Raw genomic sequence first — 21,046 nt, 5'->3', positions numbered from 1 at the left:
CGTCAGGCCGATCAGGCCAACAGCGGCTAAGTGCAATGCTAGACCTATGATTAGCCATACTGCAATTAACGCCTGAACAGTCAGTTTGGCATAATCAATGTTGGTGCGGTTTCGACGTTCTTCGTCATCAAAGTCAACCAGGATCTTGCGAACGTTTTCAGGCAGGCGAGTACCGTAGCCGCAAATCTGGAATTTTTCGACAAGCACGCAAGTGAGTAGACCGCAGAAGAAAACAGGTACTGTGACAGGTGCCATACGGATAATAAATTCACCGAATTGCCAGCCCGCCTGGTCGGCAATGATCAGGTTTTGAGGTTCACCCACCATGGTCATAACCCCACCTAGCGCGGTACCGATACCAGCATGCATTAGCAGGCTGCGAAGGAATGAGCGGTAGTTCTCAAGGTCATTACGGCTCACTTCACGAATATGTAAATCGGTTGTGTGGTCGTGAGATGCATGAGGTTCTTGTCCTGACGCGACCTTGTGGTAGATGCTGTAGAAACCAATGGTTACACTAATTACAACGGCAATAACAGTCAGCGCATCAAGGAATGCCGACAAAAATGCAGCCATCACCACGAAGGAAAGCGATAACAGGGTTTTCGAGTGAATACCAATAAGAATTTTGGTAAAGATAAAAAGCAGCAACTGCTTCATAAAATAGATACCCGCTACCATAAAGATCAGTAGTAGTATCACTTCGATGTTTGCAACCAGCTCATGTTTAACCTGAGCTGAACTGGTCATACCAATAGCGACGGCTTCAATCGCCAACAGACCTCCGGGTTGTAATGGGTAACACTTTAATGCCATGGCCAGAGTGAAGATAAATTCAATCACTAACAACCAACCCGCAACAAAAGGATCGATGAAGAAGAAAACAACAGGGTTGATAATTAGAAATGCAATGATTGCAATTTTGTACCAATCAGGTGCCTTACCTAAAAAATTCTTTATAAAAGCGTTTCCTAGCGAAATAGCCATGCTTTGGATCTCTTGTAATACGCAAATTAATGTATGAGCTGTCTGCTGCCTTGTCTTTACAGTCGCTCTTTATGAGGTCTTTTTAATATGATTATGCGATTCAGAATCGAATAACCTATTAGCATATTCTGAAGCTGATTTTTAAAATATCTACTGCGTGATTTGTTTCTTGTTATATTCTTATAACGTTGCTTAGCAGTTTGCTCATCCTTTTAGGATGGTAAATAACACCGAAAAAGGTATTTCCTTTGGGAGGGGGGGTAACGATATCTGTCTCCGGAATATACCGTTAAAGAACTGCGGCTCTAACCACTCGACTAGCCAAAACCCAACAATAGCAGGGACAATAAAAACAAAGGTAATAGCTACCATGCGAAATAAAATATACATAACAATTTGCGGCATTTTCTTCACCCGGAATTAATCTGGGAGAGGGGGAATCCCCCTCTCCTATTTCTTAGTGCTCAGGAACCAGTTCCTGGTTAATGACAGATGATTGTTGCTCGTTTGGGATACGAAAAATCATCGCATAACTGACAGGCAGTACCAGCAATGTCATCAGTGTCGCAATACCCAACCCAAAGATGATCGTCACCGCCATTGCCGTAAAGAACGGATCGAATAGCAGCGGGATCATCCCCAGCATAGTGGTAACCGCAGCCATACAGACCGGGCGCACACGGCTCACCGTTGATTCAAAGACTGCCGCATAAGGGGCTTTACCCGCATCTAACTCAGCATTGATCTGATCTACCAGAACGATCCCGTTTTTGATTATCATCCCGCTCAAACTCAACACACCCAGGATAGCCATGAAGCTCATTGGTGCATCGAATAACAGCAGACCGGATGCGATACCAATAAACGCCAGCGGTACTGTAAACCAAATGACTAATGGCTTTCTCACTGAATTAAACAGCACCACGGTGATCAGGAACATCGCCAGAAAGCCCATCGGCAAGGATTTAACGATACTCGCCTGAGCATCACGGGCGGTTTCATATGTACCACCCCATTCAAGCTCATAACCATCAGGCAGCGGAATGGCTTCAATCTTGCCACGGATCTTACTGAGAACCGAGTCAGCGGTTTCACCACTGTTTAATACAGGATCAGCCAATACAGAGAGAATACGCTTACGATCACGACGCATAATGATCGGGTTTTCCCACTCGGTCTCAAAGCTACGGACCACCTGAGTCACCGGAACAAAGGCACTGTTTTCAGCACTCCACACCTGCAGTTTCAGCAAGCTGTCCGCATCCAGGCGCTCCTGCTCCGGTGCCCGGGCAACAACCGGCATAAGATGGCTTTGTTCGCGGTAAGTACCCACCGACATCCCGCTGAAGTTAATCAGCATCGCAGTGTCAAGATCTTGTTTGCTGATCCCCACTTCCCTCGCCTGAGCCAGGTTAAGCTGCGGACGAACCACCTCCACCTGGTTACGCCAGTCATGACGTACGTTTACTGCTGTAGGCTCATCGAGCATGATCTGCTCGACCTGCGCTGCCAGTTGTCGTAATACCTCGGGATCTTCACCATAGAGGCGTGCTTCGATTTTTGCCGCAGGAGTTGGACCATTCTCCAGCATTTTGACGCGGAACTGGGCTTCAGGGTAATTATCGAGCAAATGCTTGTTCAGCTTAGGCATGTTTGCCTTTAGCCCTTCCAGATCTGTCATCTCGATCATCACCTGAGCATACGCGCTATAACCTTTCTCTGGCGTATAAGGTAAAACAAACCGTTGCGCGCCCTGACCGATGACAGATGTTAAATTCACCAGACCAATGTGGTTTTGTTGGTCATAGGCCATGATATCGTTTTCGATCTTGCTGACAAAATCTTCGGTACCGCGAATATCCATCCCTTCCGGCAACCAGATATCAGCAAAGAAGATTGGCGTACTGGAAGGCGGGAAAAACACATTTTTCACGTGACCCATGCCGATCATTGCCACTACCAGCATGGCGATCACAGTTGCAATTGTCAGCACCCTAAAGCGCATCGCAAAGGTCAGAATGCCGCGATAGGCATTGAAAAACCAACCTTTATACATCTCTTTCGGCTCATCGCTGACTTCACCGTCTTTAAACAGCATGTGACAGAAGAACGGAGTAATGGTAATCGCAGTGATCCAGCTGAAAAACAGCGAAATCATCAGCACCTTGAACAAAGACGCACAGAACTCTCCCGTCGCATCTTGTGACAGGCCAATTGGCGCAAAGGCCAGAATCGCAATCACGGTCGCACCAAGCAGAGGCCACTGAGTCTGTTTAACCACATCGCCAGCAGCTTCAAATCGGCTCTGCCCGCGCTGGAGTCCGATCAAAATCCCTTCGGTAACCACAATGGCATTATCGACCAGCATCCCGAGCGCAATAATCAGGGCTCCCAGCGAGATGATCTGCAGCTGAATGCCCAGCACATTCATCACGATAAAGGTGGCAAAGATAGTTAACAACAGCACAACGCCTATCAGCAGGCCAGAGCGCATCCCCATAAAGACCAGCAACACCACAATTACAATAGCAACAGATTCAGCAAGGTTAAGCAGGAAACCGGTCACCGAGACATCAACTACGGCCCCTTGGTCATACACCGTATTTAAGGTCATACCCAGCGGCAAGTGATTCTCCACTTGCTTGATTTTGTCTGAGATCGCCTCTGAAACATCAACGACATTGATCCCGGAGGTAAAGGAAATGCCCAGTGACAGCGCCTTTTCGCCCATGTTGTGATAAAGAAGGCGCGGGGTTTCCGTTTCTGTTTTGTAAACCTTGGCAATATCGCCCAGGTAGACCAGATCCTGGCTGCCAGTGGGGCTGACAAGCAGACGCTCCATTTCTTTTACATCGGCAAATTCACCGGTTGGGTGGATCCGGATCCGCCCGTCACCCACACGGATTTTACCAGCGTTTGAAACGACGTTTTGCGTCTGGATCAGACCATAGATATAGTTCTGATCTAAACCCAATGCCGCAAGTTTCTGCTGGCTGATTTCAACCACCACCTCCTCCTGAGGTGCACCGACCACGGAAACCTTTTTCACGCCGTCAATCAGTACCAGTTCACGACGCAGGAAATCGGCATAATTTTCAAGTTCGCGATTACTGTAACCTTCACCTTTGATGTTCATCAGAATGCCGAACACATCTGAGTAATCATCAAGTACCTGAGGAGTAACAGCGCCCGGAGGCAGCTTCGCCACGGCATCACTTACCTTACGGCGAAGCTCATCCCAAACCTGCGGCAGCATGGTGACATCGTATTGATCCTTAATTTCCACATCAATTTGCGACAAGCCAGCACTGTTGATCGAAGTGATGTGTTTGATCTGCTTCATCTGCTGGATAGCATCTTCCAGCACCAGCGTCACTTCTTCTTCTACCTGCTCTGGCGACGCGCCTGGATACGGCGTAATAACCAAAGCGTTTTTAATGGTAAATTCCGGAAACTCCAACTGACCGAGGCCTGTAAATGAGATCGCGCCGCCAATCAGCATCAGCAGAACAAACATCCAGCTGATGACTTTATTTTTAATACTGTAGTGAGCAACATTCATCGATTAAACACCTCGCTCCCAACGGAGAGGTTTCACATCCATGCCTGACTTTAAAAAGCTCGCACCAACGGCAACAATCTGGTCGTCTTTATCAAGACCTGACAGCACTTCAATTCCCTGTGCGCGAACCTGGCCTAACGTCACTTCAACAGATTCCAGCTTTTGTGTTTCCGCATCGTAACGCCATACCTTTGTTAATTTATCTTCATCACTCTTGAATATCGCGGTCTGCGGCAATACCGCAATTGTGTCTGCTTTGTCTTTAGACATTACAGACATATCCAGCAGAAGCTCGGCACTCATACCCGGTAATACATTGAGGTGTTCCGGCCGATTCAGGCTAAACACCACTTCATAAGTCTGGGTGCCCGAGGAAACCTTGCTTGCGTGCTCTTTATAGGTGACAGGGTAAAGCTCACTTTGCGAGCCAAAACGAACCTGAGGCTGATAATTTTCATCCAGAAGCTTATCGTTCAGGGTCAGCAGCAGCGACTCCGGAACCTGGATCTCCACATCAAGCAGTCGGTCGCCTCGCAGAGAGAGTATTGTCTGAGAGGCATGGATCATCTGGTGGTTGTCAAGATCGACTTTGGCCACGACGCCTGAAAACGGCGCAGTTAAGCGAGTATAATCAAGCTGATCGCGCGCGGTTGAAAGTGCCGCTTTTGTTGATTTCAATGTCGCTTTGGCCATATCGTACTTCGATTTTGAGATCAAATTACGCTTAAATATTCTCTGTGTTCGCTTAAATTCGGCTGCCGCCAGTTCATAATTCGCTTCTGCATTGAGCAACACATTTTTTGCATCACGATCATCAAGCTTTGCCAGTAACTGTCCCTTTGTAACCTGCTGACCTTCTGTCAGATTCAACTTCACCAATTCGCCATTGATACGAAAGGCCAGATCAGCCTGCTGATTAGCTGCAATCTTAGCGGGAAAAATGCGTGTTTGATGATCAGCTGCATCACCGATGGTCATTAGTTTCACCGGGCGAACCGATGCAGTTTGTGATACAGCGCTTTCGGCAGAGTTACATCCCGTAAGAATGGTACTTGTCATTAAAAGAGCGAGAGCGCTCAAAGAGGCCGATTTCATGGAAGTCTTTCCGATTTATGTGATTTATGTCGCGATTTTACCGTGCTATAGTGTTCATTAAAATAAAACTATTTGGAATGTGGTGTCCCGCTTTTTGGAACACCAACGAATTGCACACAATTCAGGTGAAAAAACTTATGAAAACGGAAGACCTTAAACTATTCCATCAAATCGTAGAAGCAGGCAGCATGGGTCGAGCATCCGAGATCCTCGACCTGCCAAAATCCAGCATAAGCCGCCGCTTGAAAGGACTGGAAGAAGAGCTCAACATGCTACTTTTCCATCGTCAGAATCGCGCTTTACTGCTGACTGAAGCGGGCAGCAATTTATATGAAAAAACTAAACCCGCTCTCAATCAGCTCGAACTCAGTATTCAGGAAGTAACAGCCCCCAGGCAAGAGATCACCGGCCACCTGCGCATTCAGGTTCTGCCGCTGCCCAACATACTCACGGTAGGCAGCACTATATTCAGGTTTATGGATCTCCACCCCAAGCTCACAGTCGAAGTGATCAGCAGTACTGAAGATAAAAGTCTGGTAGAAAATTATATTGATGTGGCTTTTCGAATTGCTGAAAAAATCGATGAACCAAACCTGGTAGCCCGCCCGTTTAATTCATATAAACTCAATCTATACGCCAGTACGCGCTATATAGAGAAGCACGGGCTCCCAAAAGATCTTGCCGATCTGAAAAATCACAATGTGATCCGCTTCCGCTTTCCTGATGGACATATCCTCGGTCAGCTTCCTATTGGCAAACAACCTGAAATGGTTGAGGTTTCAGGCAAGCTGATCATAAACAGTATGGCGTTGATTCTTGAAGCCTGCTTGCTGGGCAGAGGAATTGTTTATATACCCGAGCAAATGGCCAAACACTACGTCGAACGTGGCGACTTAGTCAGGCTGTTTGATGATATTGATCCTTTTGTCGGTCGGGGCTGGCTGGTTTATCAGTCCCGTGCCAACCTCACTTTGGCCGCCAGGGCCTTTGTGGATTTTGCCCTGGCTGAAATAGATGCTAATGCCGACTTTTGTGCTTCAGACCCGGAGGATTTAAACATGCTTTGGGTTTAAAAAATCTGTCATGGTATCAAAAATCTATTGCAGCCCAGGGATAGTTACAGGGCAAACATACGTACCAAGTTGTTAGATGAAAGATCACATTCCTGCTGCCATCTTATTTTGTTTCAGGATCCCCCTCAGAGGGTAATGTCATCTTTTGGTGGCGGTAATGGCATGCCAAACAGGTTGCTATAACGCATAAAATGAATAAAAGCCTTTATCGTAGATGGGTGATACTGGCTTCTGGGATAGATAGCGTAAATAGGAACAAAATTTGCGAATTTGCCGTCAAACAGGGGAACCAAACGCCCTTCCGTGACATCTTGCCGGCACAAAAAGTCGGGCAACCAGACAATACCGTAATCGTTCAGTGCCATATTTTTAGCCGCCTCCATCTCATCGCACCGCATCCGGCTGTTGATTTTCACCTGATGGGATATTTCATCTTCAAACCATAGCCAATAACCCGTTTCACGCCACAGATCGGAACATTCAATGGCATGGTAATCGCCCAGATCTCTCGGGTGTTGAGGCACGCCATTTTTCGCCAAATAGGCCGGGCTGGCATAGAACTTATATTGACAGAGAAACAGGGGTTCACTAACAAACGCCGGTTCATTTAATGGGGTGATATGAATCATAAGATCCGCGTCGAACTTATTCGTTTCAGGTAAATCGTGAGTAGTTAACAACGTGAGTTCGATCTTCGGATACTGGACTAAAAAATCGGCCAAACAGTTCTGCGTCAGGTGTCGGTTAAGCAGATCCAAATTACATATGGTTAGTTTACCTGCCGGCTCGGTCTTCTGACTCTGTATTTCTCCCATCGCCTGGATCCATTGCTGCTCTATCGCCATAGAATGCTCAACAAAGCGTCTGCCTTCACAGGTTAATTCGAGTTGTCGGGTCGTGCGTTTAAAGAGCAATATCTGCAAGTTATCTTCGACGGACTTTATCCGTCGGGTTACGCTTGGCCGGGTCAGGTTGAGCATCTCTGCGGCTTTGGCGAAGCTGCCATGACAGGCAATATGATTGATAAGCTTGAGATCGTCTACTGAGATATTAGTCATAGTCTTAGTCATACAGGGTTTCCGGAATCTGTCGATACGGGGGCATGTCGAATACCCTCCTCACATAGAAAAGAGATCAATGAATTTGCTCACGGGCCGTTGATTTACCATCACGATCATAAATCGAATCACAACACAACAGACATGTTAGGGCAAGTTTAAAGTGTCACACGGTCTACCAAAATAGAAATGTTTTGTTACCCTCAAAAATTCGGTCGTTATTATGCGCGTTACGATAAATAGGCCATTTTTCATCCACATCAATGGTGGGTAACCACGGTTAGGCCACTTGCTTATAGGTGAGTCCAAAACGTGATATCGTGACAAGAACACCACTCTCGAACAAATAAAAAAAGCCGCCAACGATATGGCAGCTTTATACCAATTTCATTCATTTTCTAACCATTGAGCAGATAATTAATGAATTGGGTATTAGTTTTTACTCATTGATAAATAATTATGCGTTAAGTTACTTAAGCTTAAATTGGCTGACGATCACAGCAAGTTGCTCGTTGCAGCTTGCGAGGTTACGCGTACTGTCCATGGTTTGTGCACCATTATCAGTAAGCTGGCCAATCATGTCCCGTATTGAGATCACGTTGCGGCTTATCTCTTCAGTGACCGTACTTTGCTGTTCTGAGGCCGCGGCAATCTGAATTCCGAGATCATTAATTTTGTCGACCGATGTCGCCATTGAATTCAAGCTCTCGGTTACGTTGGAGGTTGTATCAGCGGCTTTTTGACAGCTACTCTTGGTGACCTCCATGCCAGTAACAACAGAGCTTGACCCTTTGCTTAACTTTGTCAGCATTTCATTAATTTCAGATGTACTCTCCTGAGTTCTTGCGGCCAGAAGTCGTACCTGATCAGCCACTACCGCAAACCCCCGGCCGTGCTTACCCGCATGAGCCGCCTCGATAGCTGCGTTCAACGCCAGTAAGTTGGTTTGATCAGAAATCTCGCCAATAACACCGAGAACAGAGCCAATTTTTTGGGTATCTTCATTCATGGTTTGGATATTGAGTCCCATGGCGTTAACTTCATCAACCAAGGCCTCCACACTGCATACCGCACCATCAACTACACGTTTCGCTTGCTCTGCTTCACCGCTGGTATGTTGCGTAAATTCAGCGGATTGAGAAGCGCTTTGCGAAACACTTTCTGCCGTTGAACTCATCTCATTGACCGCGGTTACCACCTGATCGGTCTCTAAAGAGTGAGCGGCTAATACGGTATTATTAAGCTCAGTTTGCATCTTGAGCTGCTCTATGCCTTCTGATATATGTTCGGTCGATTGGGATACTTCAAGCATCATAGCTTGCAGGTTACCGATAAAGGTATTTACCGCCTCTGCGATTTGGCCCAGATCATCCTTGGTATATACATCAAGACGTCGGGTTAGATCGCCATTGCCTTGCGATAAATCGACTATCGTGCTTTTCAACGCAAGAATTGGGCGATACAGCCGATTGAGGACAACTAAAATGATTGAAACTGCAAAGAGGATCAATAACCCAGCGGTGAATAACGAGGTATTCAACGCTTCATCGACTTCTGCGTAGGCCACAGACTTATCAATACCAACAAGCAGGTGCCAGCGGGTCTCTTTACCGAGTTCAATTGCCTTGAAATAAGCGATCTTCTCAGCACCATTTAAGGTGTAGTTGAAAATACCACTGTCAGTGGCAAGAACTTTACGCTCAAGTTCACCGAGTTCAGGGAAGTCAGAAAGTTTGGTTTTGCCGGGAACATCGACTTCGCCAGTTGACGCTATGGTTGTACCCTTATTGTCGTATAAGCCGGTTATTGCCCCTGGGAAAGGAGACTGATTGACCACATCAGCAAGAAGGCCCAACTCAATATCTGCGAGTAAAACCCCACGAAACTTGCCCTGATCGAAGAAGGGTTCTGCGATGCTCACCATCAAGTTGCCCGATGATGCCCCTTTATATATACCGGTTATCACTGTGCTGCGTTTCTGCTTTGCAGATTTATACCAACCACGAGTTCGCGGATCGTAGTTAACTACGTTGCGCATGCCACTTTGGGCGCCATAAGAGCGGCCGTCCTCAAACCCCACAACGATGTCAGACGATTTAGTAGCGTTCGCGATTTGCTTAACCATCAGGATAAGTTGCAGATCACTGCGATCTGCCGCAAAGTCTGGCGCTGTTGCGATGACGCCTTCTTTAATAGTAAGAAACCAGTCGATGATCTTGTCAGACGAGCTATCAATTTTGAACATTGAGTATTCATCAACATTACTCAGAATTGACGTTGAAAACTGCCGATAAGAAAGATAGGTCGAAATTGCTAAGGAGGCAGTTAATAATAAGACGACGACCGTGATCATACGGCCCTTTAAACTAGATAATATATTCACGCGGCATCCATTCATATATACAAAATGAGCAGCAGTGGGGTTTCAAACCCACTGCTGGCTGTGTTTTATTTGGGGGTTACCCTTTGCTTCATCCGTTTGATGTTACGTTACAGCGAGCAGCTGTACCATCTGCGGGCTCGCGGGAGAAAATCATTGTAAGGGATTGATCCTCTTGACGTACGAGTTGTTTTAAACGCACCATCACCTCGCTCACACGATGATCGAATGGGTCTGATAACACGCGTTGGGCGCGTTCAAACTCACCTTGTTCCCGATAAATTTCCGCCCGAAGCAGTCGATCAGCATCTTCATTACCGAGCAGGGGCAACAACGCCTGCAGGTTTTGCTGTTCTTGCTCGGTTAACGGGATCGTTGTGTCTGGGTGGCGACGCTGGTGATTATTCAGCTGCCAGAACTTGATCCGCAGATAGGCATGATAGTATTCGGCAATGTCGCCGAGATGCTGCAATAGCATTTCGTAGTCAGCCAGATTCAATGACAAATAAGAAAAATCTTCATTGTCCGCGGGTACTTCTTGCGGCGGATGGGGTTCCAGATCAGCAAGGCTGACAATTTCGTTACAATGTCGGCATCGGCCCAGTAAATCCTGTTCGGGCATCTTATCGCTTTCTAGGTAACCATCACTCCAGAGCGTTCCTCCCAAAGTATTGCCTGACAGCAAAGGGACAATTTCGATTGCAGTTTGACAATGGGTACAGGCTTTATAAACAGCCGGGCCGAATTCCAGATCTGCGTAAACTTTCTCACTCTCAGCTTGCCAATTGTTTGTCATTTTCCGGACTCCTGCTGTTGATTTTCTTGAAACATTTGTACTCTTGCCTGAACATGATCGATAGCTCCGCCTATAAGTTGTCGCTCTCCGATTTTCAGTGTTGATTGGAGGAAAAACACGATGATCAACCCCAGGGTGGCAACGAACAACGTTAGAGCGAATTTGTTAGGCTGAGCTTTCTTTTTCGTCGAGACCATCATCTGGAACTCCGTTGGTTTTGTCGTGCTTCGGTTACGTCGATAGTCGATATTGTTTTTGCTTTTATTTTCTTTTTTTTCGGGCGCTTGAAAGACTTCGCCGCTTTGGTGCGCATGCGCACTAGCTCATTTAGAGAAAAGCCCACGGGGCAAAACAGTCGGCACCAGAAATTTGGTATAAACAACGAGCCCAGTAACGAGAAGGGCAAGATGTACCATTGCATCCCCATTCCCTCCAGGGCGAACATCATGGAGAAAGGTTCGTAGGAGCCGAGTGCCGGGTGTCGGGATAAGAAAATCAGCATCAGCGACATCCAGATCAGCGTCAGAATTATCTGCTGCGCGTTGCGGGTTACTTGTGGAGTCAACTTCAGGTTGATCCCGCTTATCTTATGTAATAATTCCTGTACTGTGCTGAAAGGGCAGAGATTGTGGCAGTAGATGTTGCGTCGAAGAAACACGATCCCGCCAAATACGCTGAGCATCATGATCCACCAAATCGGGTGATGCTTGGGGCTGGGGAAATAGCCCAGCAGAATTGAACTTAGGCTACCAAAGCTGATCGAGGCGTTGGTATAGATCCCCACATATACCAATGACAGTAAAGGGATGATTGGTTTTAAGATCTGGCTTAGCCTGTTTCGGTACTGGCTGGCAAACACCACCAAAACGACCAATAACAACAGGCCGGCTTCTTTTAAGCCAAACTGCCATTGCTCTTCTTGCCAGACAGGGGGCATTTTCAAGTGATTCACTGCGCCGAGATGAACCGCCTGACGCACTGCTGACGTGATCCCGCGTGCTGATATTGTGGCACCGGAATAACCGTCGACATCTGAATCAATCAGAAAATCATCGGTGATCAGCTTATTGGCGAACTGGTTAAAAAAGTGCTTTTTTTTCAAACGTCCGATGTAGGGAGGTGTCTCGGTGTTGGAAAGCAATACCAGCTTCTGGATCCGGGGGCCGGTATCAGTCTGGTGCGCAAGTATTCCAACCATCATCGGGCCGCCGTAACCTTCGCCTTCTCCTAATACCACCACGTCTGCGTCACTGTTTTTTTGCTTTACCAGATTAAAAACAATCGGTTTTTCACTCTGGAAATCCGCACGCTCCAGTTCTAAATCTCCCAGGTAGTGGGATAGCATAGCTTCGTGATTTGGCTGGGAAGCAAACTGCCCAATCATAAAGGCGGCCAGCAAACTCAGCCAAGCCAGTGTCTTTAAAAGGGTTGTCTTACGGGAATGAGTTACTCGCATTAACTGCTCCGAGTTACTATGTGAAACAAATCAGCGCTGGAGGTAATTACCGCCAACGCTGATTGAATTTTTATGGATCTATACCCAAGTGATTTCAAGGTGCTTGAGTTACTTGGGTATATAGGTGTTTACAGCATTGCGCCTTTCGGTACGAACTTACGCCAGGTCAGAATAATCATCAGCAAGCCAGGTATACTGAAGAACATCAGCGCCATCGCACCAGATTGAGCGACGCCTTCAAAGAATGAGGCGCCGGCCCAGCCGATGCCGAACAAGATAGCCAAACAGCCCGTGATCATCATTCCCCAGCCGTACCAGGGAAGCTTCACTTTAAGAGAAAGATACGCCAGCCCCAGCACCGCTAAAGTGAACAGGACCCCCATAGAAAACCACTGTATTAATTCCATATTTGCGCTCCTTTATGCCTTGCCTACCGCACCAAACACATTGCGGTTGCTTGAGTTGACCCGCATGCCTTCACCTGTTTTCCAGAATTTCTTCACTTTTTCCGGGTTCTGAGTCGAACCGTAGCCGAAGGCCGGATGCAGATTAGCCATCAGGCCGTGAATCATAGATGGTGTGTATGGGTTGATTGCCATGATGAACCAGTGATGCCAATAATCCGGTTCGTTGAAGGTACAGGCAGCGGCGCAGGCACCGCAGTCATTATCACTTGACAGCCAGTAGTCAAAACACTTTTTGGCATCGGTATGGAACTTCTTAATCCCTTCGTGGTTAGACCAAGAGTAGCCCGGTTGTTCAGAGTGCTCCCCTTCAAAGTGAAAGTGGGTGTCATCACTCATATCAATGGCTTTGCTTGGGCAGGCATCGCCGCACTTTTTACAGCTCTTACAAAACTCGGTGATCCCCCAACTGTGCGGGCCGTCGTACTCCACGAAATCGAAATCGGTGTACACCTTGCAGATACGGACGCGCGGACCATATCCTGGTACGATCAGCTGGTTGTTACGCCCGCCTTCGCCCAGACCGGCCGCGATGCCATAAGCAACTGAGCTGCCCAGGTCATTACCGCAGGCCACCGCTTGATAACCAAGTCCTCTGATAAATTTGGCTATACTTGAGGCCAGCGTCGCCATCTTGGTGTAACCATCACCAACGGTACCTCCAGTGGTTCTACTTGGTGCCGTTGCCAGATTGTCGTAATCCATCGGCACGGTCATGACGATAACGGTCTTGGGCACAAAGGGAAAATCTTGCTCCCAACTCAACTCTCGATCCTGAACTTTGAATTGCTTCATCGCCTCTTGCATGGCGACGGTCAGTTGTTTCTGATCGCGGAGCTTGTTTACCCCTTGTTCCTCCATCGTATCTATCATTTCCGGGGTTACGCCAGCATCATAGATAGGATCATAATCAAAGCGTTTGTCACGACGAGCGATACCACAGCGCACCGCACCATACAGACGGGCAGCGGAGCGGATCGCATCCGAGGCCTCTTTTTCTGAACCGAATTGATACTGTTCGTGCTCTACATCGGACTGATCCCACGAGTACAAACGGGAATTGGGCATACCAAGGCCAGCCAGACGCAGTTCTGTCGATAAAGGCGGGAACCAAGACGAATGTTGGAGGGCGTAATCCAGCTGAGTAAAGCCCGGACGGCTGTTGTCCCAGTCGTGGAATTCGTAGCCAGGCACCTGTAACTGGAAGTTATAGTCAGGATTATCTTTGTTTAAACGACCAAATTGCTCATTACGCTCGGGGTGTTTCATCATCATCAGCGGGCTGGTCGCAAAAGACAACATGGTGTTACGCTGCGGGAAAGACTTGAAATCATCGGTAACTTCAGGCCAGTTAGGATCTTCTTGCCCTTGAACGGACCCTTTGCCAGCGGCATAGCTACCCATGCCCGCCATTAATGCGGCGCCCCCTCCGATCGCAGCACGTTTGAAAAACGTTCGACGTGAGGGATTACCTAAGTCAGCTTCAAGCTGCTCATTGGCGGTATCATTCTGAGAGGTTTTATTTGTAGTCATGGCTTTTCCAAGTCAGCAATAAAAACTGAAAATGGCTCGTCGCGTGATATCCGGCGGGCCATTAAATTGTGGGGGGGATAATAGACCTAAATACCTCCCGGAAAGAGCCACCAAATGGCAATAGACCATTCCACATAGTGAAATAACATTCCAGCCACTTGATTTTGATTGCGCAGGCCAATCGCCACAAAATGATCTAGATCATCAAAGCGTGAGGTTTTTTGAGTGGCAAATTTGATGCCGCGCAAAAAAAACAGCCAAACCAAGACAAAACACCCGTCGTCGTGAAAACGGTGCTTTCTGCGTCTTTTGTGATGAAGTTAACACTTTAATTTGAAGGTTTATGTAAAGACATAACCTCTCATGGAATGGAAAGCAGAGTTAGATTTTGTCGCAGAGCATGATGAAAGCCAAATGCACTGATATTTTACGGTGGCTTTGTTCGACTATGTTGTTCAGGTATTTAATCTGTAGCACTTCATTAAGGTTAAACATCTTCCCCATCAACCATAAATTGTCGTTGATAAGGTTTATCTATCCGCCATAAAGAAGCGTAAATATAACCAATATTCACGCTAAACCCATAAAATATAACTAGTTGCACTCTGTGCATAGATCTTGTGAATTTTATTCATTTGCGTCATGTGGCACCTTTCTCTACTATCTCGCCCCTCGCTAATTCTGGCGACAGGAGGCATTGATGTTTTCACAATCACTTTTTGCGCAGCTACTTCGCATGTTGATACTGCTCATCGTTACCCTTTATGGCGTGCATCATTGTCAACCATTGTTGGATGCGCTGGCTCAACATGCCACAAGCGGCGGTTGCCACCAGCAAAATTCCATTAAACAAGACCATACAGAGCACCATTAATGAGTATTTTTCGTTTTCCACTTTTAGTTTGGATGGGGATAGGAACATTAATTATCAGCCTTGGGATCAGGCAATCTTTTGGTATTTTCATGATGCCAATTTCGGATTCATTTCATACCGGTCGTGAATTTTTTAGCTTCGCAATTGCATTGCAAAACCTGCTATTCGGCCTTTTCCAGCCTTTCGTCGGGATGGCTTCAGATCGCTGGGGTTCACGCCGTATTATCGCTTTTGGCGCAGTGGCTTATGCAGCAGGTCTGTATCTGACTTCACTCGCAACCGAACCAGGCTGGTTATATCTCACCCTTGGTGCTTTGGTCGGGTTGGGGCTGAGTGCCACTAGCTACGTGATTATTCTGGGAGCGGTTGCCCGTGTTGTACCTGCCAAGCACACCGCTAAAGCCTTTGGTTTAACGACCTCGGCAGGTTCATTTGGTATGTTTGCGGTGATCCCCGGTGCACAATCTCTGCTAAGCAATTATGGCTGGCAGGCCGCACTGCAAACCTTTGCCCTGATGTGTTGCGTAATGATTGCGTTCGCCTCTTTTATGAAGAACGGAAACAGTCAATCTGACACAAAGACACCTGTGGTTGATGACTCTCAAAGCTTACGAGAAGCATTAAAAGAAGCCTTTAATCACCGGGGGTACTGGCTGATCCATGCTGGTTTCTTTGTCTGTGGTTTCCATGTGATGTTTATTGCAACTCACCTGCCAAGTTATCTGGCCGATAAGGGGCTACCAGGCACCACAGCTGCAATGGCTCTGGCATATGTCGGGATCTTCAATATTTTCGGTTCGTATTTCTGGGGCGTCTTGGGCGATAAGTTCGACAAACGCTATGTGATGACATCGCTATACCTGATGCGCTCTGTGGTCATTGCCGCGTTTGTTGTTCTGCCTGTTACTGTCGATACCGCCGCGATCTTCGGTGGCGCAATTGGTTTTTGCTGGTTAGGTACCGTACCGCTTACGTCTGGCTTGGTACGCCAAATCTTCGGTGCGCGCTATATGTCGACACTGTATGGACTGGTATTTTTCACCCATCAGGTTGGCAGCTTCTTAGGTGCCTGGGTTGGCGGGCGGGTCTATGACTACTACGGCTCTTACGAGCCAATCTGGTGGACAACCGTTGCACTGGCATTCTGCGCTGCGCTGATCCACCTGCCGATTAATGATCGCCCGGTTCCTCGCTTAGCAGCATCTAACGCCGTGTGATCATTCATTGAGCTAGTACCTTGACCCATTAATTATGATTGATTGAACAGATTAGTTTTTTATCGATGAAGCCAAACCTTCGTCATCCTCGAAATCGCTAAATGTTGATCTTTTCATTATCGATTGGATTTACAGTAGCGATTATCGGGGATCCACAGTCCACTGAACCTTCCGTGCATGATGGATCCCTGATAACCGCCAGGTAAATTTTAAGAAAGCCTGCAAGTTCAGTGTTTGGCGGTTTCTGGGATGACGGACTTCGACTGTTTTAATCAATCATCTTCACTTTGTTTAGGTACTAGTTACAATGAAAAGAACCTGAATATTCAGGTTCTTTTCTATGGTCAACGTAGACCCTCTAACCGAGACTGCCCTGGCGATTGTCCACTCCATTGTTTGTAGGCACGGAAGAATACCCGAACGTCACTGAAGCCGAGTTGAAGTGATATATCAACCATTGAGAGTTTGCTGTATTCGAGCCAGTAGTCTGCCATCTCATAGCGAACTTGATCCAACAGTTGCTGAAAGCTACTCCCTTCCGCCAGAAGTTTGCGTTGCAGGCTGCGACCAGACATATGCATATGGCTGGCAACTTTGTCGCGCTGAATTTTTTCCTGGGTCAGCAAACGCCGGATGATCCGCGCTGCATTCAATCGGAACTGATTGGTTTCATCAATATCGCTCAGTTGCTGCTTGGCACGTTCATGCAACTGTTTTAACTGGCTCAGATTGGCATGGGAAAGCGGATGGGTAAGCAACGAGTGCGGGATCAACAATGCATCATGACTTTGCTCAAACTTAACCGGGCAGTGAAAAAATGCCTGATACTGCTGCAGCTGTTTCAGTGGCGGCGCTGCTTTTTGCAGGTGCACTTCAAGCGGACTAGCCTTCTCGTTGCCAAGCAGCCAGCGCGCATAGTTAACCCAGGAAGCCAGTACATTATCTACCATGTGTGGGATCACCTGCGGATGACTGTACTGGCAGTGCCAGACCATTTTCAAACCACGGTGATGCATCCTGAACTCGGTCACCCCCATATCCCCCACCAGCTTTTCCAGCGGCATGGATTCTTTCAGTGCCTGACTCAGATCTTCTGATTGCTGGCTTATTTCACCCAGCAACGAGAAACTGTCCGGCTGAACAAAACGGGCACTGTGCAAGCCAAATAACGGCTGCTCAACAGCATCAATCAAATGGATCAATAATCGTTGAAATTTATCACCGCTGATCCGCCCTTGCGGCTGGTTTAACTCGGCAAAACTAATATTTGCATCTTTCAGCGCCTGGCTGATATCGACCCCGCAACTCCTGCCCGCTTCCAGATACTGTTGAACAGGCGGAATAGACGTCGTTCCCAGAGACAGTCGTGTTTTTTCCCTATCCTGCATATCCTGTCCATATTTGTCACTGACATTTATTCATACCATTGTAGGATTAAATGAACAAAAAACAATCAGGGACGCAGATATGAGCTCACGTGATATTAGCCAGCGGCGCTGGAATGGCTGGGGGCAAGCCGGTCAGGAAATGGCTTTAACGGCAGACGGTGCCCATTTTCTTCGTCAGACTCTTGGTGACGGTCAGCCGCTGGCAAGTGCCGATTGGGAACAGGTAATGGCTCAAGTTCCTGAATCACGACTGCCTCCCAGTGGACTTTACTCAATTAAGTGTGAAGACCGCATTCGCCATGCCAGAGGGCAAAGCCTGCCTGACTGGCTGGCAATGAAAAGTGGTGACTTTACAATCTTCCCGGATGCTGTTGCCTTTCCGACCTGCAGCGAGCAAGTTCGCCAATTACTGGCACAAGCCAAACAAAACGGCTGGGATCTGATCCCCTATGGCGGCGGTACGTCTGTCGTCGGCCATATCAACACCCACCGTTCAGAGCGGCCAGTGCTCACGGTTTCAATGGTTAAAATGAACCGTCTGCTGGATCTGGATCGCGACGATCAGATTGCAACGTTCGGGGCTGGCGTTGCAGGACCGTTTCTGGAAGCTCAGTTGCAGGCGCATGGTTATACATTAGGCCACTTTCCCCAGTCATTTGAACTGTCCACACTCGGCGGTTGGATCGTCACCCGCTCCAGCGGTCAGCAGTCACTGCGCTATGGCCGGATAGAAAACCTGTTTGCTGGCGGCAAACTGGAAACCTTTAACGGTACCATCAATATTCCCACAGTCCCCGCTTCATCGGCAGGTCCGGACTGGCGACAACTGCTACTCGGATCTGAAGGCCGTCTTGGGATCCTCAGCGAAGCCAAGGTCAAAGTCAGCCGACTGCCGCAGCAGGAGATCTTCGGTGTGGCCTTTCTGCCGAACTGGCCTCAAGGTATGCGCTGCGTTCGTGAACTGATCCAGCAGAAACTCCCTCTCTCTATGCTGCGTCTGAGTAATAGCGAGGAAACCCGTACTCAGTTATTCCTGTCAGCCACTGCGACGCAACGGCAATGGCTGTCACGACTGATGGCTTTGAAAGGCATTGGTGATAACAAAACCATGATGGTTTATGGCATCACCGGCAACCGGCTCAGCAACCGTTCCGTCTATCGCGAACTTAAACAGACCATCCGGCATTTTGGCGGCTTTAATACAGGTCAGCCTTTAGGCAAAAAGTGGGCGCATAAACGCTTTACCTTCCCCTATCTGCGAGAAACCTTATGGCAGCGGGGTTATGTGGTCGATACGCTGGAAACAGCAACTAACTGGTCTAACATTCCCTCTCTGATTGAAAAGATTGAGCATAACCTGCGCCACGGGCTGGAAAAGTTTGGCGAGAAAGTGCATGTCTTCACTCACCTGTCCCACCTCTACAGTGATGGCGGCAGTATCTATACCACTTATGTATTCCGCGTTGCCGACAGCTATCAGGAAACTCATCAGCGCTGGCAAACGCTGAAACACAGCACCTCGCAAATCATTGTTGATAATCAGGCGACGATCAGCCATCAGCACGGTGTCGGGCTCGATCATGCACCTTACCTTGAGCAGGAAAAGAGCGAGCTGGTTATTGCCTCACTCAAACGTAGCTTTGAATTCTTCGACCCCGAAAAGCAATTAAACCCGGGAAAACTGTTTAACGATCTGGAGTAGCCTATGACTAGCAGAACCCTTCACCAGGCGGCATCTGACTTTAAGAACACCTTAAGCATGAATAACCCGGGCGAATTTGATTTAGTCATTATCGGCGGGGGGATCACCGGGGCCGGCATTTTTCATCTGGCCACCGCTCAGGGGCTTAAGGTACTGTTGCTGGAGCAGAGAGATTTTGCCTGGGGGACATCAAGCCGCTCATCTAAAATGGTTCACGGCGGATTGCGCTATCTGGCAACAGGCCAGTGGCGTCTGACCCGTGACGCCGCACAGGAAAGAGAAAGGATGATCGCCCAGTTACCGGGACTGGTCGAGGTAATGCCTTATCTGATGTTACACCGTAAGGGTGAATTTCCTCACCCAATGCTGTTTTCCCAGGTACTAAACGTCTATGACAAGCTGGCGAAATGCCGCCATCACCGTGCTCTGTCAATCACACAGGCTAAAGACTGGCTGCCCTTTCTGAATGTTGATCAGATCTGCGGTGTCAGCCTATTTGCCGATGCCACTACCGATGATGCCCGTCTGGTATTACGTCTGCTGCAAGACGGCGTGCTGGCTGGCGGTGCCGCAATCAATTACGCGCAAGTGAATGCGTTAATGGAATCAGATGGAGAAAGCACCGGTGTAAAAGTGCAGTTTGGTGATAACCCCGAGCAATATGAAATCAATGCTAAGGTTGTGATCAATGCGGCAGGTGCCTGGGCTGCGAAACTTCACCCGCTGGAACAAGGTGTTCTGCGCCCGCTAAGAGGCAGCCATCTTGTATTACCCTTTGAGCGTTTACCTGTACCGGCCTGCATTAGCTTTTTCCATCCTGAAGATAAACGCCCTGTGTTTATCTTCCCGTGGGAGGGTTGTACCGTCATTGGCACCACCGATCTTGATCATGATGTGAAGCTCAACCAAGAACCCAGAATAAACAAAAAGGAAGTCGATTATCTGCTGACCATCTGTGATCGTCTATTTCCTCATTTTCAGATAAAGGCTAACGATGTGATCAGCTGCTGGAGCGGTGTTCGCCCCATTTTCAGTACCGATCCTAACCTGCCGCCATCAAAAGAAAAACGTGATCATCTGATCTGGCAAAAACCGGGATTGATTTCTGTTTCGGGTGGGAAATTAACCACTTACAATTTAATGGCGCAACAAGTGCTTGATGCCGCAAAACAGCAAAAAGCAGATTTATTCAAACAGCTAACAACGGCACAATTCAGTCAACCAGAACACAACCGGTATGTAGACAAACGGTTACACGGTCACTTCGGCGCTTTTGCTGAACATATCGCGGACATGAGCAAGAAACAGGAGATCGGGATCAGCCGCTACCAATGGCGCGAGCTGGAATGGTCACTGATACATGAATGTGTGACTCACCTTGATGATCTCTTGCTACGCCGTACACGTTTAGGCCTGTTGCTGGGTAAAAGCATCACCCAATATAAATCCCTGATCCTGGCT

The 21,046-nt window shown here is 47.8% G+C and carries 17 protein-coding genes and 1 pseudogene; 5 read left to right on the top strand and 13 right to left on the bottom strand.

Features of this window, described 5'->3' with window-relative positions:
- The 3 genes from L4D76_RS27050 to L4D76_RS27040 form a co-directional block, all read right to left on the bottom strand.
- Nucleotides 1-987: SLC13 family permease (locus tag L4D76_RS27050; RefSeq protein ID WP_428443949.1), on the bottom strand; the 987-nt coding region annotated here is incomplete at its 3' end.
- A 457-nt stretch (nt 988-1,444) separates the two neighbouring features.
- Complete coding sequence (locus tag L4D76_RS27045; protein ID WP_428443948.1) at nt 1,445-4,549, bottom strand: efflux RND transporter permease subunit; 3,105 nt, start codon at nt 4,547-4,549, stop codon at nt 1,445-1,447.
- 3 nt (nt 4,550-4,552) lie between these two features.
- Nucleotides 4,553-5,644 carry an efflux RND transporter periplasmic adaptor subunit gene (locus L4D76_RS27040; RefSeq protein ID WP_428443947.1) on the bottom strand — a complete coding sequence of 364 codons (1,092 nt, stop codon included), beginning with the start codon at nt 5,642-5,644 and terminating at the stop codon, nt 4,553-4,555.
- Between the two features lie 137 nt (nt 5,645-5,781).
- Here L4D76_RS27040 and L4D76_RS27035 point away from each other — a divergent pair, with 137 nt between their 5' ends.
- Nucleotides 5,782-6,717, top strand: coding sequence for a LysR family transcriptional regulator (locus L4D76_RS27035; protein WP_428443946.1), 936 nt, complete (start codon nt 5,782-5,784; stop codon nt 6,715-6,717).
- A gap of 125 nt (nt 6,718-6,842) precedes the next feature.
- On the opposite strand, the gene L4D76_RS27030 is transcribed toward L4D76_RS27035, so the two are convergent.
- The 9 genes and pseudogenes from L4D76_RS27030 to L4D76_RS26990 form a co-directional block, all read right to left on the bottom strand.
- Nucleotides 6,843-7,787, bottom strand: a complete 945-nt coding sequence (locus L4D76_RS27030; protein WP_428443945.1) for a LysR family transcriptional regulator — start codon at nt 7,785-7,787, stop codon at nt 6,843-6,845.
- Nucleotides 7,788-8,244: 457 nt separating this feature from the next.
- Nucleotides 8,245-10,158 (bottom strand): methyl-accepting chemotaxis protein, encoded by a 1,914-nt coding sequence (locus L4D76_RS27025; RefSeq protein ID WP_428443944.1) that lies wholly within the window; start codon nt 10,156-10,158, stop codon nt 8,245-8,247.
- Nucleotides 10,159-10,246: 88 nt separating this feature from the next.
- Nucleotides 10,247-10,951: a hypothetical protein gene (locus tag L4D76_RS27020; RefSeq protein ID WP_428443943.1), complete on the bottom strand. Its 705-nt coding sequence runs from the start codon at nt 10,949-10,951 to the stop codon at nt 10,247-10,249.
- The gene (locus L4D76_RS27015) at nt 10,948-11,151 is read right to left on the bottom strand and encodes a hypothetical protein (RefSeq protein WP_428443942.1); all 204 of its coding nucleotides are present in this window, start codon (nt 11,149-11,151) and stop codon (nt 10,948-10,950) included. Before L4D76_RS27015 ends, L4D76_RS27020 begins: the two co-directional genes overlap by 4 nt.
- On the bottom strand, nt 11,148-12,407 hold the full coding sequence (locus tag L4D76_RS27010) for a 4Fe-4S binding protein (RefSeq protein ID WP_428443941.1): 1,260 nt from the start codon (nt 12,405-12,407) through the stop codon (nt 11,148-11,150). Before L4D76_RS27010 ends, L4D76_RS27015 begins: the two co-directional genes overlap by 4 nt.
- A gap of 128 nt (nt 12,408-12,535) precedes the next feature.
- Nucleotides 12,536-12,814, bottom strand: a complete 279-nt coding sequence (locus L4D76_RS27005; RefSeq protein ID WP_428443940.1) for a hypothetical protein — start codon at nt 12,812-12,814, stop codon at nt 12,536-12,538.
- Between the two features lie 12 nt (nt 12,815-12,826).
- Entirely contained in the window at nt 12,827-14,404 is a 1,578-nt protein-coding gene (locus L4D76_RS27000) for a reductive dehalogenase (RefSeq protein WP_428443939.1), read from the bottom strand.
- Nucleotides 14,405-14,490: 86 nt separating this feature from the next.
- The gene (locus L4D76_RS26995; protein WP_428443938.1) at nt 14,491-14,670 is read right to left on the bottom strand and encodes a hypothetical protein; all 180 of its coding nucleotides are present in this window, start codon (nt 14,668-14,670) and stop codon (nt 14,491-14,493) included.
- A 157-nt stretch (nt 14,671-14,827) separates the two neighbouring features.
- Nucleotides 14,828-14,929, bottom strand: a pseudogene (locus L4D76_RS26990) (IS6 family transposase); the annotation flags it as partial.
- 175 nt (nt 14,930-15,104) lie between these two features.
- Between L4D76_RS26990 and L4D76_RS26985 the strand changes: the two are divergent.
- Nucleotides 15,105-15,278 (top strand): hypothetical protein, encoded by a 174-nt coding sequence (locus L4D76_RS26985; RefSeq protein ID WP_428443937.1) that lies wholly within the window; start codon nt 15,105-15,107, stop codon nt 15,276-15,278.
- Nucleotides 15,278-16,495, top strand: a complete 1,218-nt coding sequence (locus L4D76_RS26980; RefSeq protein ID WP_428443936.1) for an MFS transporter — start codon at nt 15,278-15,280, stop codon at nt 16,493-16,495. The genes L4D76_RS26985 and L4D76_RS26980 overlap by 1 nt, the downstream gene beginning before the upstream one ends.
- 344 nt (nt 16,496-16,839) lie before the next feature.
- On the opposite strand, the gene L4D76_RS26975 is transcribed toward L4D76_RS26980, so the two are convergent.
- Entirely contained in the window at nt 16,840-17,883 is a 1,044-nt protein-coding gene (locus L4D76_RS26975) for an AraC family transcriptional regulator (protein ID WP_428443935.1), read from the bottom strand.
- A 79-nt stretch (nt 17,884-17,962) separates the two neighbouring features.
- Between L4D76_RS26975 and L4D76_RS26970 the strand changes: the two genes are divergently transcribed.
- Together L4D76_RS26970 and L4D76_RS26965 are read left to right on the top strand one after the other, a co-directional pair.
- Complete coding sequence (locus L4D76_RS26970) at nt 17,963-19,585, top strand: FAD-binding oxidoreductase (RefSeq protein WP_428443934.1); 1,623 nt, start codon at nt 17,963-17,965, stop codon at nt 19,583-19,585.
- A gap of 3 nt (nt 19,586-19,588) precedes the next feature.
- Nucleotides 19,589-21,046, top strand: a 1,458-nt coding sequence (locus L4D76_RS26965) for a glycerol-3-phosphate dehydrogenase/oxidase (RefSeq protein WP_428443933.1), incomplete at its 3' end; no start/stop codon positions are given.

This window comes from Photobacterium sagamiensis (assembly GCF_050337085.1).
In the GTDB taxonomy this organism is placed as follows: Bacteria; Pseudomonadota; Gammaproteobacteria; order Enterobacterales; family Vibrionaceae; genus Photobacterium; species Photobacterium sagamiensis.
Note: the sequence above shows the minus strand (reverse complement) of the source record. Positions and strands in the feature narration are given on the sequence as shown.

What these genes read in the sequence shown, in the direction of transcription:
- L4D76_RS27045 (WP_428443948.1), bottom strand. Translation starts at nt 4,549, where the DNA reads ATGAATGTTGCTCACTACAGTATTAAAAATAAAGTCATCAGCTGGATG.
- L4D76_RS27040 (WP_428443947.1), bottom strand. Translation starts at nt 5,644, where the DNA reads ATGAAATCGGCCTCTTTGAGCGCTCTCGCTCTTTTAATGACAAGTACC.
- L4D76_RS27035 (WP_428443946.1), top strand. Translation starts at nt 5,782, where the DNA reads ATGAAAACGGAAGACCTTAAACTATTCCATCAAATCGTAGAAGCAGGC.
- L4D76_RS27030 (WP_428443945.1), bottom strand. Translation starts at nt 7,787, where the DNA reads ATGACTAAGACTATGACTAATATCTCAGTAGACGATCTCAAGCTTATC.
- L4D76_RS27020 (WP_428443943.1), bottom strand. Translation starts at nt 10,951, where the DNA reads ATGACAAACAATTGGCAAGCTGAGAGTGAGAAAGTTTACGCAGATCTG.
- L4D76_RS27015 (WP_428443942.1), bottom strand. Translation starts at nt 11,151, where the DNA reads ATGATGGTCTCGACGAAAAAGAAAGCTCAGCCTAACAAATTCGCTCTA.
- L4D76_RS27010 (WP_428443941.1), bottom strand. Translation starts at nt 12,407, where the DNA reads ATGCGAGTAACTCATTCCCGTAAGACAACCCTTTTAAAGACACTGGCT.
- L4D76_RS27005 (WP_428443940.1), bottom strand. Translation starts at nt 12,814, where the DNA reads ATGGAATTAATACAGTGGTTTTCTATGGGGGTCCTGTTCACTTTAGCG.
- L4D76_RS27000 (WP_428443939.1), bottom strand. Translation starts at nt 14,404, where the DNA reads ATGACTACAAATAAAACCTCTCAGAATGATACCGCCAATGAGCAGCTT.
- L4D76_RS26985 (WP_428443937.1), top strand. Translation starts at nt 15,105, where the DNA reads ATGTTTTCACAATCACTTTTTGCGCAGCTACTTCGCATGTTGATACTG.
- L4D76_RS26980 (WP_428443936.1), top strand. Translation starts at nt 15,278, where the DNA reads ATGAGTATTTTTCGTTTTCCACTTTTAGTTTGGATGGGGATAGGAACA.
- L4D76_RS26975 (WP_428443935.1), bottom strand. Translation starts at nt 17,883, where the DNA reads ATGCAGGATAGGGAAAAAACACGACTGTCTCTGGGAACGACGTCTATT.
- L4D76_RS26970 (WP_428443934.1), top strand. Translation starts at nt 17,963, where the DNA reads ATGAGCTCACGTGATATTAGCCAGCGGCGCTGGAATGGCTGGGGGCAA.